General features: G+C 56.2%; 11 protein-coding genes and 1 riboswitch. Of the genes, 2 read left to right on the top strand and 9 right to left on the bottom strand.

The annotated features are described in order from the left end of the window. Positions 1-22: 22 nt before the first annotated feature. The 4 genes from FJD38_RS15870 to metH all read right to left on the bottom strand — a co-directional run bounded on the left by FJD38_RS15870 (position 23) and on the right by metH (position 6,587). Positions 23-517: a DUF934 domain-containing protein gene (locus FJD38_RS15870; RefSeq protein ID WP_122782688.1), complete on the bottom strand. Its 495-nt coding sequence runs from the start codon at positions 515-517 to the stop codon at positions 23-25. After that, complete coding sequence (locus FJD38_RS15865) at positions 501-2,159, bottom strand: nitrite/sulfite reductase (RefSeq protein ID WP_122782689.1); 1,659 nt, start codon at positions 2,157-2,159, stop codon at positions 501-503. The genes FJD38_RS15870 and FJD38_RS15865 overlap by 17 nt, the downstream gene beginning before the upstream one ends. A 354-nt stretch (positions 2,160-2,513) precedes the next feature. Beyond that, complete coding sequence (locus tag FJD38_RS15860; RefSeq protein ID WP_122782690.1) at positions 2,514-2,732, bottom strand: DUF2970 domain-containing protein; 219 nt, start codon at positions 2,730-2,732, stop codon at positions 2,514-2,516. A 144-nt stretch (positions 2,733-2,876) separates the two neighbouring features. Continuing rightward, positions 2,877-6,587, bottom strand: coding sequence for a methionine synthase (gene metH / locus FJD38_RS15855; protein WP_122782691.1), 3,711 nt, complete (start codon positions 6,585-6,587; stop codon positions 2,877-2,879). 152 nt (positions 6,588-6,739) lie between these two features. Between metH and FJD38_RS15850 the strand changes: the two genes are divergently transcribed. Together FJD38_RS15850 and nfuA are read left to right on the top strand one after the other, a co-directional pair. Next, a complete protein-coding gene (locus FJD38_RS15850; RefSeq protein ID WP_146386201.1) occupies positions 6,740-9,037 on the top strand; it encodes a fatty acid cis/trans isomerase in 2,298 nt (765 codons plus the stop codon). Between the two features lie 98 nt (positions 9,038-9,135). Further along, on the top strand, positions 9,136-9,720 hold the full coding sequence (gene nfuA / locus FJD38_RS15845) for a Fe-S biogenesis protein NfuA (protein WP_146386199.1): 585 nt from the start codon (positions 9,136-9,138) through the stop codon (positions 9,718-9,720). A 97-nt stretch (positions 9,721-9,817) separates the two neighbouring features. Here the strand turns inward: nfuA and cobM are convergent, their stop codons facing one another. The 5 genes from cobM to FJD38_RS15820 all read right to left on the bottom strand — a co-directional run bounded on the left by cobM (position 9,818) and on the right by FJD38_RS15820 (position 12,670). Then, entirely contained in the window at positions 9,818-10,564 is a 747-nt protein-coding gene (gene cobM / locus FJD38_RS15840) for a precorrin-4 C(11)-methyltransferase (protein WP_122782694.1), read from the bottom strand. A gap of 64 nt (positions 10,565-10,628) precedes the next feature. Then, positions 10,629-11,054: a cobalamin biosynthesis protein gene (locus tag FJD38_RS15835; RefSeq protein WP_146386197.1), complete on the bottom strand. Its 426-nt coding sequence runs from the start codon at positions 11,052-11,054 to the stop codon at positions 10,629-10,631. Beyond that, positions 11,051-11,752: a CbtA family protein gene (locus FJD38_RS15830; protein WP_146386195.1), complete on the bottom strand. Its 702-nt coding sequence runs from the start codon at positions 11,750-11,752 to the stop codon at positions 11,051-11,053. The genes FJD38_RS15835 and FJD38_RS15830 overlap by 4 nt, the downstream gene beginning before the upstream one ends. 11 nt (positions 11,753-11,763) lie before the next feature. After that, a complete protein-coding gene (locus FJD38_RS15825; RefSeq protein WP_146386193.1) occupies positions 11,764-11,952 on the bottom strand; it encodes a CbtB domain-containing protein in 189 nt (62 codons plus the stop codon). Positions 11,953-12,049: 97 nt separating this feature from the next. Then, positions 12,050-12,263, bottom strand: a riboswitch (cobalamin riboswitch). A 23-nt stretch (positions 12,264-12,286) separates the two neighbouring features. Further along, entirely contained in the window at positions 12,287-12,670 is a 384-nt protein-coding gene (locus tag FJD38_RS15820; protein ID WP_146386377.1) for a response regulator, read from the bottom strand. Positions 12,671-12,819: the final 149 nt, after the last annotated feature.

The following is a 12,819-nucleotide window of genomic DNA, read 5'->3' as shown; positions in this document are numbered from 1 at the left end:
CGACCCAGAACCTTTCAAGGTCTCAACGACGGCGGAACAGTGGCATCGGCTCGTCGGTAGAGGACTGGTAGGTCACCGAAAAATCCTTCAGGCCTGCCAGTGCTTCATACGGGTCTTTGTCGGCACGAATGGCAAAGGCGTCAAAGCCGCAGCGGTGCAGGTAGAACAATTGGTCGCGCAGTACGTCGCCAATGGCGCGTAGTTCGCCTTTGAAGCCGTAACGGTCACGCAGAAGACGGGCGTTGGAGTAGCTGCGTCCATCAGTGAAGGCCGGGAAGTTCAAGGCAATCACCTGGAAGTTCGCCACGTCTTCGCCAATTTCTTCGGCTTCTTCATCGCTGTCCAACCACACACCCAAGCCGCCATCGCGAGCCTTGAGGGCGTGGCCGTGTTCACGCCACATCGCCAGCGGGACGATCAGATCGTCGCAGTTGGATATTTCGTCAAAGCTGGTGTCCTTTGGCACCAAGTGCCAGGTTTCATCAATGACTTCGTTGTTCTTAATTATTCGCTGCATAGACGCGCTCCTTGAAAGGGTCAATGCCGATACGCTGATAAGTGTCGATGAAACGCTCGTCTTCAGTGCGTTGTTCAACGTACACGTCGATCAGCTTTTCGATGACATCCGGCATGGCGTCCTGAGCAAACGATGGGCCGAGGATTTTACCCAAGCTGGCATCGCGGCTGGCGCTACCGCCTAATGAGACCTGATAGAACTCGGCGCCTTTTTTGTCGACACCCAGAATGCCGATATGACCGACGTGGTGGTGACCACAGGCGTTCATGCAACCGGAAATGTTAAGGTCCAGTTCACCAATGTCGAACAGGTAGTCGAGGTTTTCAAAACGACGCTGGATCGATTCGGCAATCGGGATGGATTTGGCGTTGGCCAGCGAGCAGAAATCGCCGCCGGGGCAGCAAATCATGTCGGTCAGCAGGCCAATGTTAGGCGTAGCGAAACCTAGCTCGCGCAACTCACCCCACATGGCGAACAACTGGTTCTCTTCAACATCGGCAAGGATGATGTTTTGCTCGTGGGAGGTGCGCAATTGGCCGAAGCTGTAGCGATCCGCCATGTCGGCAATACCGTCCCACTGCTTGTCAGTCACATCACCCGGCGCAACGCCTGTAGGTTTAAGCGACAAGGTTACGGCGACATAGCCCGGCTTTTTGTGAGCCAAGGTGTTGCGCACGCGCCAACGGGCAAAGCCTGGATGCTGCTGATCGAGTTCAGCCAGTTCAGCGCCGAAGTCGGGCAGGGTTTTGTATTCCGGGTCGACGAAGTGCTTGGCAATGCGTTGGACTTCGGCTTCGGTCAGGGTGTTTGAACCACCACGCAGGTGAACCATTTCGGCTTCAACGCGCTCGGCGAACACTTCTGGTGTGAGCGCTTTAACCAGAATTTTGATCCGCGCCTTGTACTTGTTGTCACGACGACCATAGCGGTTGTAGACCCGCAAGATGGCTTCGAGGTAGCTCAACAGGTCAGGCCACGGCAGGAATTCGTTGATAAAGGCCCCGATCACCGGGGTGCGGCCCAGACCGCCGCCGACCAGTACTCGGAAGCCCAGTTCGCCGGCATCATTGAATACGGGCTCAAGGCCGATATCGTGAACTTCAATCGCGGCACGGTCAGACGCGGAGCCGTTGATCGCAATTTTGAACTTGCGCGGCAAGTACGCGAATTCAGGATGGAAGGTCGTCCACTGACGTACGATTTCACACCACGGACGCGAATCGATCAGTTCATCGGCGGCAACGCCTGCAAACTGGTCGGTGGTGACGTTACGCAGGCAGTTGCCGCTGGTCTGGATAGCGTGCATTTGCACGGTAGCGAGCTCTTCCAGAATGTCCGGAATGTCTTCCAGCGCTGGCCAGTTGAACTGTACGTTCTGGCGGGTACTGATGTGGGCATAGCCCTTGTCATAATCGCGAGCAATCTTTGCCATCATCCGCGCCTGGCGCGAAGTCAATTGGCCATAGGGCACAGCGACCCGCAGCATCGGAGCGAAACGTTGAACATACAAGCCATTCTGCAAGCGCAGAGGGCGGAATTCTTCTTCGCTCAGCTCACCGGCCAGATAGCGTCGGGTTTGATCTCGGAACTGCTTGACGCGGTCCTCGATGATCCGCTGATCGTACTCGTCATATACGTACATATAGGTCCTGTTCTCAGGCTGCTAACAGCTTATCTGCGCGCACGGCCGCGCACTCCCCACGGAGCTGGGCACGATACCAGTTTGTAGTTATGCGCAAAAGTGATGTTTAAGCATATGGACAGAACGAAAACGACTATAAGCGACTGATTCTAAATCCCTTACTTGTGAGAAGGGCATTGCTGGGCTTAACTCAGTGGAGTCTTGAAGCATTCACCCATAAAACCGAAAAAAGGCGATGCGATGAGTACTCCAGTCAAAGTGCGTAAAAGCGACAGCAAAGTCGATGCGTGGGCCATACTTTTTTTGATAATTCTGGTCGTGGCGACAGCCGTGTACTGGGTGAGTCATCAATAGTCAGACCCCCGCGAAATACAGCACCAGCTTGACGATTGCGAACAACGTCAGGGCAAATACCCCGGTAAACAGCAAACCCAGCAGCAGGAACTGGGCGGGTTTGCCGTGGGTGAAATCGCGTGTCCTGTTTTTTGAGCTTTGCACGCCAAAAGCGGCAGCCATCACGCTGTGCAGGACTTGCCAGAAGGTAGGAGGTTTGTTGTCAGCCGGGTCGCTCATGTCACTCACTCGCGCAGATGGCAGTGGCATGAGTGTAGTTCAGGGCACTTATTGCTGTAGTCGCTGCCGCAGGCTGCGATGGGGGCGTAGCGACTCTGTTTTGACAGAGTCTGCGGCAGCGCTCATGCGTTACGTGGCGGGGGCTTAGTTGTCATACCCCAGGTTCGGGGCGAGCCAACGCTCGGTGACAGACAGGTCCTGATCTTTACGTGCTGTGTAGCTTTCGATTTGATCCTTGTCGACTTTGCCCACCGCAAAATATTGCGCTTGCGGGTGTGCGAAGTACCAGCCGCTGACCGCTGCGGCCGGGAACATGGCGTAGTGCTCAGTCAGGAACACGCCACTTTGGCCTGCACGCATTTCTTCGGCTTCAGGGTCGAGCAACTTGAACAGAGTGGCTTTCTCGGTGTGATCAGGGCAGGCCGGGTAGCCGGGAGCAGGGCGGATGCCGCTGTATTGCTCTTTGATCAGCTCTTCGTTGGCCAGTTGTTCGTCCTTGGCGTAACCCCAGTAGTGGGTACGAACTTGCTGGTGCAGCCACTCTGCACAGGCCTCAGCCAGTCGGTCTGCCAGCGCTTTGACCATAATCGAGTTGTAGTCGTCGCCTGCGTCCTGATAAGCCTTGGCCACTTCTTCGGCGCCGATCCCGGCCGTGGTAATAAAACCACCCACGTAGTCAGTGATGCCGCTGTCTTTTGGCGCGACAAAGTCGGCCAGCGAGAAATTCGGCTTGCCATCGGTCTTGATGATTTGCTGGCGCAGGTGATGCAGTTTGGCTAACGGCTGGCCGTTGTCGTCGTACAGTTCCAGGTCGTCGTCGTTGATCTGATTGGCCGGCCAGAAGCCGAAGACCGCGCGGGCGCTGATCAGCTTCTCGTCGATCAGTTTTTTCAGCATTTCCTGTGCATCCGCATACAGCGCAGTTGCGGCTTCGCCGACCACTTCATCGGTGAGGATGCGCGGGAATTTGCCTGCCAGATCCCACGAGATAAAGAACGGAGTCCAGTCGATGTATTCGGCCAGCACCTTGAGATCGATGTTATCCAGCACCTTGGCGCCAGTGAAGGTGGGCTTGACCGGCTGGTAGTTGGCCCAGTCGAACTGCGGCTTTTTGGCGATAGATGCCGCATAGCTCAGGCGTTCGGTTCGGGCGCTGCGGTTGGCCGTACGTTCGCGTACTTCAACGTACTCTTCGCGGGTCTTCTCGACGAATGCCGGTTTGAGCTCTTTGGACAGCAACTGTGTTGCCACGCCCACAGCGCGGGAGGCGTCGGTGACGTAAATCACGGCGTCGTTCTGATACTTGGGTTCAATCTTGACTGCCGTGTGGGCCTTGGAAGTGGTCGCGCCACCGATCATCAGTGGCAGGTGGAAGCCCTGACGCTGCATTTCGCGGGCTACGTGAACCATTTCATCCAGTGACGGGGTGATCAGGCCGGACAAGCCAATGATGTCGCACTTCTGTTCCTTGGCCACTTGCAGGATTTTCTCGGCCGGCACCATAACGCCCAGGTCAACGATGTCGTAGCCATTACAGCCCAGCACCACGCCAACAATGTTCTTGCCGATGTCATGCACATCGCCTTTGACCGTGGCCATCAGAATCTTGCCTTTGGCCTCGGGCTTGTCGCCTTTTTCCAGTTCGATAAACGGAATCAGGTGCGCGACCGCCTGTTTCATCACGCGGGCGGATTTAACCACTTGCGGCAGGAACATTTTACCGGCGCCAAACAGGTCGCCCACAATGTTCATGCCTGACATCAGCGGGCCTTCGATCACTTCGATCGGGCGCTTGAAGGACAGGCGTGACTCTTCGGTGTCTTCCACAATATGGGTGGTGATGCCCTTGACCAGCGCATGCTCCAGACGCTGGTTGACGTCCCAGCTGCGCCACTCTTCGGTCTCGGCTTCTTTGACGCTACCGTCGCCTTTGTACTTGTCGGCGATCGCCAGCAAGTTATCAGTGGCATCGGGGGTGCGGTTGAGCACCACATCTTCGACAGCATCGCGTAGTTCAGTCGGGATCTGGTCGTAGATTTCCAATTGTCCGGCGTTGACGATGCCCATCGTCAGACCGTTGCGGATGGCGTATAGCAGAAACACCGAGTGAATGGCTTCGCGCACCGGGTTGTTGCCACGGAACGAGAACGACACGTTGGACACGCCGCCGGAGGTCAGTGCATAGGGCAGTTCGTCGCGGATGTAGGCGCAGGCGTTGATAAAGTCCACAGCGTAGTTGTTGTGCTCTTCGATGCCGGTGGCCACGGCGAAGATGTTCGGGTCGAAGATAATGTCTTCCGGCGGGAAGCCCACTTCATTGACCAGAATGTCGTACGAACGTTTGCAGATTTCCTTTTTGCGCGCTTCGGTGTCGGCTTGTCCTGCTTCGTCGAAGGCCATCACGACCACGGCGGCGCCATAACGCTTGCACAGTTTGGCGTGATGGATGAACTGCTCGACGCCTTCTTTCATGCTGATCGAGTTGACGATGCCCTTGCCCTGAATGCACTTGAGGCCGGCTTCGATCACTTCCCATTTGGAGGAGTCGATCATGATGGGCACACGGGAGATGTCGGGCTCGCCGGCGATCAGATTGAGGAAGGTGACCATCGCCTTCTTCGAGTCCAGCATGCCTTCGTCCATGTTGATGTCGATGATTTGCGCACCGGCTTCAACTTGTTGCAGAGCCACTTCCAGGGCTTCGGTGTAGTTGTCTTCACGGATCAAGCGGGCAAATCGCGCAGAGCCGGTGATGTTGGTGCGCTCACCTACGTTGACGAACAGCGAGTTGCGATCAATGGTGAACGGCTCCAGGCCCGAAAGGCGGCAGGCCTTGGGAATGTCCGGGATCTGGCGCGGTGCATAACCGGCCACGGCGTTGGCGATGGCCTGGATATGCCCTGGCGTTGTGCCGCAGCAGCCGCCGACAATGTTCAAAAAGCCGCTTTGGGCGAACTCTTCAATGACCTTGGCGGTTTCGGACGGCAGTTCGTCGTACTCGCCGAACTCGTTGGGCAAGCCTGCGTTGGGGTGCGCCGAGACGTAGGTGTTGGCCTTGTTGGACAGTTCTTCCAGGTAGGGGCGCAGCTCGCTGGCACCCAGTGCACAGTTCAGGCCCACCGAAATCGGCTTGGCATGGCTGACCGAGTTCCAGAACGCCTCGGTAGTCTGGCCGGACAGGGTGCGGCCGGAGGCATCGGTAATCGTGCCGGAAATCATGATCGGCAGCTCGATACCCAACTCTTCAAATACACCTTGAACGGCGAAGATCGCGGCTTTGGCGTTGAGGGTGTCGAAAATGGTTTCGATCAGGATCAGGTCGGCACCGCCTTCGATCAGGCCTTTGGTGGCCTCGGTGTAGTTCTCCACCAGTTCATCGAAGGTGACGTTGCGGTAACCGGGGTTGTTGACATCCGGAGACAGTGAGCAGGTGCGGCTGGTTGGCCCCAGAACGCCCGCAACAAAACGAGGCTTGTTTGGCGTCTCAAGGGTTTTGGCATCGGCCACCTTGCGTGCCAGACGTGCGCCTTCTACGTTTAGCTCGTAGGCAAGGGCTTGCATGCCGTAGTCGGCTTGAGAAACCTGAGTGGCGTTAAAGGTGTTGGTTTCGAGAATGTCGGCGCCAGCATCCAGATAGGCCTTCTCGATAGAGCCAATAACGTCCGGGCGTGTAAGGACCAGCAGGTCGTTGTTGCCCTTGATATCACTCGGCCAGTCAGCGAAGCGTGTGCCACGATAGTCGTGTTCCTCGAGACGGTAGCTTTGGATCATAGTACCCATGCCGCCATCGAGAATCAGAATGCGCTCTTTGAGGGCTTGCTGAAGTGCTTGGAGACGAGCGCTGCGGTCAGACATAGGACTACCTGTTTAGAGCCATGCAAAAGATGCCAAAGCATAACAAACCTGCGTGGTATTTGATCACTCGCCGATTTACATGAATTTTGCTCATGTTTAGGCGGGCGCTCCATGGGTAGAATTGCGACACTCTAATATCAGGACAATGGCACATGTTTTTTCGCCTACTCACCGGCGCCGTGACGCTGGTGATGTGCAGTACAACGTTTGGGCAGGTCCCGCTCGTCAGCCCGGCTATTTCGTATACCCGAGATATTCAACCGATCCTTACTGAAAAGTGCGTTGCCTGCCACGCGTGCAACGACGCTGCCTGCCAACTCAACCTCGGCAGTGCCGAAGGGGCTACACGGGGGGCCAGCAAAGTTCCGGTTTATAAAGGTGACAGGACCACCCCGGTGCCGCCGACGCGGATTTTTTATGATGCCAATGGCCCGACTGAGTGGCGTAACAAAGGCTTTTACTCAGTGCTCGATGCTCAGGGCGCACAAGCGGCTCTTATGGCGCGCATGCTGGAGTTGGGGCATAGCGCACCGTTAACGCCTAACGCCAAACTGCCTGAAGAAATCGTGTTGGGCCTGAACCGTGAGAACTCATGCCCGGCACCGGGTGAGTTCAATGCCTACGCACAAAGCCATTCCAAAGAAGGCATGCCGCTGGCAGTGACCGGGCTGACAGATCAGCAATACAGCACATTGCAGGGCTGGCTGGCTGCAGGGGCTCCTGTTGATCAAAACGCTATCAAGCCAACGGCGGGCGAAGCCGCACAGATTGCCGAGTGGGAAGAGCTATTCAATCGTCCGGGCTCAACCGAAGCGCTGGTCGCGCGCTGGTTATACGAGCACTTGTTTCTCGCGCATGTTTATTTGGACAACGGCGTACCGGGCCATTACTTCCAGTGGGTACGTTCGCGTACGCCCAGTGGCCAGCCTGTCGATCTGATCGCGACACGTCGTCCGAACGATGACCCGGGCACTACGTTTTACTATCGCCTGATGCCCGTTCAGGGCGTGATTGTGCACAAAACCCACATCACCTATCCGATGGGGGAGCGCAAACTGGAGCGTGTCAAAGAATTGTTTTACAGCGGTAATTGGCATGCCTCGCGTTTGCCTGGCTATGGCCCGCGCGGTCGCGCCAACCCGTTTGAAACCTTTGAAGCCATTCCAGCCGTGGCGCGTTATCAGTTCATGCTCGATAACGCTGAATACTTTGTGCGGACCTTCATTCGCGGGCCGGTCTGCCGTGGGCAAATTGCTACGGACGTGATCCGTGACAACTTCTGGGCGGTGTTCCAGGAGCCCGCGCGTGATCGGTATGTGGTGGATGCCGCGTATCGAGGTGAAGCAACGCCTTTGTTGGCGATGCCCGGCCAGATCGACGACGTTGGCAGCATTATTACCCTGTGGCACAACTACCGCGACAAACGTAACGACTATGAAAAGTTACGTCAGGACGCGTATGCGAAAATGCCACCGCCCAGCTGGTCGACACTGTGGGCGGGTAACGATAATGCCTTGCTGACCATCTTCCGCCACTTCGACAGTGCCAGTGTCACCAAAGGTCTGGTGGGCGAGGTGCCGCAAACCCTGTGGCTGTTTGATTATCCTTTGCTGGAGCGCACCTATTATCAGTTGGCGGTCAACTTCGATGTGTTTGGCAACGTGTCCCACCAAGCGCAAACGCGGTTGTACTTTGACTTGATCCGCAACGGCGCCGAGGTCAACTTCCTGCGTTTGATGCCGGCGGACTCCCGGGCCGCGATCCTCGGCGACTGGTATCAAAACAGTGGCAAGCTGAAAATGTGGATGGACTACCAGAAAATCGACACGGACACCCCGACCGGGATGAAGCTCGATCCGGTAGACCCCAAGCGTGACTTTGCTCTCAAGCTGATTGAGCGCACCGGCACACTGAACGCTCGCCCCGATCCCATCAACCGTTGCACGGGTGCTTATTGCTCGCGGCCCAATATCGCTCGGGAGTTCCAGTACGCAGAACAGTCCTTGAGTCGATTGACTTCGCGGCCTGCTGCGGGGCTGGTGGTCATCAACCAACTGCCGGAAGCAACCATGCTGCGCATCGAAGGCAGCGATGGCAATCGTGAGATGTACAGCATGCTGCGTAACCGCGCGCACACCAACGTGGCGTTTATGCTGGGCGAGGAGTACCGCTTGCAACCGGGGTTGGACACTCTGACCATCTATCCGGGTGTGCTGAGCAGCTACCCCAACTTTATGTTCAACATCCCCGCGGGCGAGGTTGAAGCCTTTGTTCAGGCGATGGAGAAGTCCCAGGATCAAGCGTCTTTCGATGCCATTGTCGAGCGCTGGGGTATTCGTCGCAGCAATCCCGAGTTTTGGCAGTACTTCCATGATATTGGCCAGTACATCAATGAAACCGACCCGGTAGAGGCGGGCGTGCTGGACATGAACCGCTACGAAAACCTGTAATTCATGACTCGTGGGGGCGGATTTCCTGACAAAAATACTAGGACTTTGTCAGGCGCGCCGATTGGCGTAAACTGCCCCCATGTCTGTGAGGAGATTCCATGAGCGCCATAACGATTACCGACGCCGCCCAAGATTACCTGGCTGATCTGCTGTCCAAGCAGAACTCCCACGATATTGGCATTCGCGTCTTTATCACCCAGCCGGGTACTCAGTACGCTGAAACCTGTATTGCTTACTGCAAGAAAGAAGAAGTGAAGCCTGAAGATACGGTTCTGGGCCTGAAAAGCTTTACGGCCTATATCGATCAAGTCAGCGAGCCGTTTTTGAAAGATGCCGTGGTGGACTACGCCACTGATCGCATGGGCGGACAACTGACTATCAAGGCGCCGAATGCCAAAGTGACAATGGTCAATGATGACAGTCCGATCAACGAACGCATCAACTACTACCTGCAAACCGAGATCAATCCAGGGCTCGCCAGCCATGGTGGTCAAGTTAGCCTGATCGAAGTGGTTGAAGATGGCATTGCGGTGTTGAAGTTCGGTGGCGGTTGCCAGGGCTGCGGCCAGGCGGATGTGACGTTGCGCGAAGGTATCGAGCTTACGTTGCTGGAGCGTATTCCTGAGCTTAAAGGCGTGCGTGACGTGACAGACCATTCGCAGAAAGAAAACGCTTACTACTGAGTTGCCTCAGTAAAAAAGCGTTCGCTGCCAGTTGCATGGAAAAACGGTGCCCCGTGAGCACCGTTTTTTTATGGGCGCCGTTTAAGGTTGCCCTCATTCACGGGCGATACACGTGGGCATGTCCGGCACGATAGAGTGACGAATCCGAGAACGTATCATTACCCAGTACCCGGCCTACCAGAATCAGCGCTGTACGGGTAAAACCCTTGGCCTGGACTTTCAGTGCAATGTCCGACAGCGTGCCGGTTACCCAATCCTGATCCGGCCAACTGGCTCTATGGATGACAGCGATGGGGCAGTCGCTGCCGTAATGCGGAGACAATTCGCGAACGATGCTTTCAAGGTTTTTGACACCCAGGTGAATGGCCATGGTCGCTCCATGTTGCGCCAGACTGCTCAGTTCTTCTCCGGGCGGCATCACGGTTTTTTCCGCATAGCGTGTCAAAATGACGCTTTGCGAAATGTCCGGCAATGTCAGTTCTGCCCCCAGCAGCGCAGCACAAGCTGCCGTAGCGGTGACTCCGGGAATGATCTCAAAGGCGATGCCCAGCGCTCGCAAGCAGCGAATTTGCTCGCCAATGGCGCCGTAGAGGCTCGGGTCCCCGGAGTGCACGCGGGCGACATCGTGACCTTCGTCATTGGCGGTTTTGATCAACGCAATGATTTGTTCTAGATGCAACTCGGCACTGTTGATGACGCGTTCGGCGTGATGCCCCTGTAGTACCGCTTCAGGAACAAGCGAGCCGGCATAAATAATCACCGGGCAGCTACGGATCAGGCGCTGGCCTTTGACGGTAATCAGCTCTGGATCGCCAGGCCCGGCACCGATGAAATAGACAGTCATGGGAGTCTCTTGAAAGGGTCGTGATAGAGCTGTTCGTGAACATTGCTCATAGTGAGGCGGGGGATTATCGCGGCTTTTGCTCTGATGAAGCTAACGCAAAGGTAGCGGTTGATGATTTTTGCAGGGTGATCAACAGGCTGGCTGGCCATGTGCCGAGCTGTTCCGAAAGGGCCAAAGACGCGCTTTCGGCTATGCCAAAACACCCCGTATGTTCAAACGCTATTGTGGAGTGGTGGCTGAGCCTTGACGTGTACGGCGCCAATTGCTCGGCGCTGAAGACCTCAAGCCTGAGATTGAGGTGTGCAGCCACTTGCAGTAACCCCGGCTCATGCTGTTTGGTGTCGATGCTGGCCAAAGCGCTGATCTCGCTGAGGCTGATGCCGGCTTTGCCCAGTGAGTGTTCTATCAGCGCGCGTAAATGTTCAGCGCTGCATCCTTGTCGGCAGCCAAGGCCAATCACCAGAATTGGCCCTGTGGCTGCCTCCCTCACGCTGAATACTGGCCGTCAGGTTTGCGACGGAACAACCAGGCGCTAATCACCCCCAACGCCAGCCAGAAAACGAAGTTGGTCAGTTGTGCGGCTATTTTAAACTGGGACTCAAGTGCTTGCGGTGCCAGGCTTGAGTGAACCAAAGGCTGAGGTGCGCCAAAGAGATGCGGCACCAGCAAAATGGCAACCCCAAGTACCTTGAGCGCCCAATGTTTGCCGAAGACCAGCAGGGCAATGCCCACCGCTGTGGATGCGGCCGTGGTGACCCACCAAAGCTGGCGTTGCAACAAGTCGGCGGCGGCAGTGCCCGGCAGTTCCGGCGGCAGTCCCATTGTTGGAGCCAGACAGAACACTGCATACCCCGCCAGCCCCCAGAGCAGGCCCTGAGAAGTGCGGGTGGGGGCACGCAAGGTATACAGGCCCGCCAGCATCAAGGCGAAACCGACTGCAACCACCAGATTTCCACCTGTGGTGGATAGCACGCGCTGCCAGCCATCTTCCGGCTCCCAGGCCTCGGCGTTATGCTCGTGGGCGGGCATGTTCATGTCAGCGTGGTCATGGGTTTCGCTTGCTGCCGGTTTTTCAAAGGTTTCTGCTTGCAGAATCAGTGGGGCAACCCAAAAACTTTGCAGCAGTGTCAACAGCAGGGCTGCCAATAAGCCGGTGAAACCCGCGGTTTGAGCGATACGCTTAATCATGGCAGGCACTCTCAATGGCACGGAAATGCAGAGCTGTGACGGGTGTCATGGGCTGCGTTGTGAACTGCATCGATGTGTGAGAAACCAGCAAAGTAAACGAGGAAAACCCCCAGCACGGCGGCGCTGACAGCGGCTACGATGCGTTGGCTTTGCGTGGTAGGAGTAGCAATGGCATGGGTGCTGCTGGTGCGAGTGGACATGGCGCTTGCCTCGGGGCTGGCAGCGGGCATGAGAGCGCAAGAAAACCCCGCGAACGAGGCTCGCAGGGTTCAACAGCGCCCGCCCACCGCGGGTTTGTTATTCAAAAAGAACCAGGCCGGTCTCCGGGCTTGCGAGGGGCTCAAAGGGCTTGAGCCTGTAAACATCTCCTTCCCACGCACGAGGCGCAGTGGCTTTGATGTTTCTCTCGCTTACCGTTGCGGGGGCAGCGCCGGACTTGTCAGCCAATAATGCCTGACGCACCGGTTTCCCGTTTCACCCTGTGAAGGGCACCTGATACAAGGTGCTTAGGAAAGCACAGCTCTGCGGGGCAGGTCAAATCAAGTCAGGGCAAACCTCAGGATCAAGAATACTTTTAACCTTGTCGCGTAACTGATCAATGGAAAAGGGTTTGCCGATCAAATACACACCATCGGAAAGCTCCAGTGTTTCGGCCAGGCCGCTGGCAACCAGAACAGGCAAGTTTGGGCGCAAGTGCCGGGCTTTGCCTGCCAGCTCCTGACCGTTGAAACCGGGCAGGCTAAAATCGGTCATCAGCAGGTCTATGCGCTTGTCCAGATTCTCAAGAGAAACCAGAGCCTTTTCAGCGCAATCAGCATCAATCACGTTGAACTCCAGCTCTTCAAGCACGTCTACGATCAGCATTCTGACAATGCTGTCGTCTTCAACCACAAGGATCGTGGAGGTTGTTGCGGGCATAGTCATGATCTCTTCAAGAATTTGAACGTTGGGCTCATTCAGTACCGCTTGAGTCTCAACAATGTGGGCAAGAATAGCCTTGTGAAGGTTTAAATTGAATTATTTTGTACGAAATTTCTCTCTTGTCTGTAAGAAGATGGAACTGCTCG

The organism is Pseudomonas saxonica (assembly GCF_007858365.1).
Lineage (GTDB): Bacteria > Pseudomonadota > Gammaproteobacteria > Pseudomonadales > Pseudomonadaceae > Aquipseudomonas > Aquipseudomonas saxonica.
Note: the sequence above shows the minus strand (reverse complement) of the source record. Positions and strands in the feature narration are given on the sequence as shown.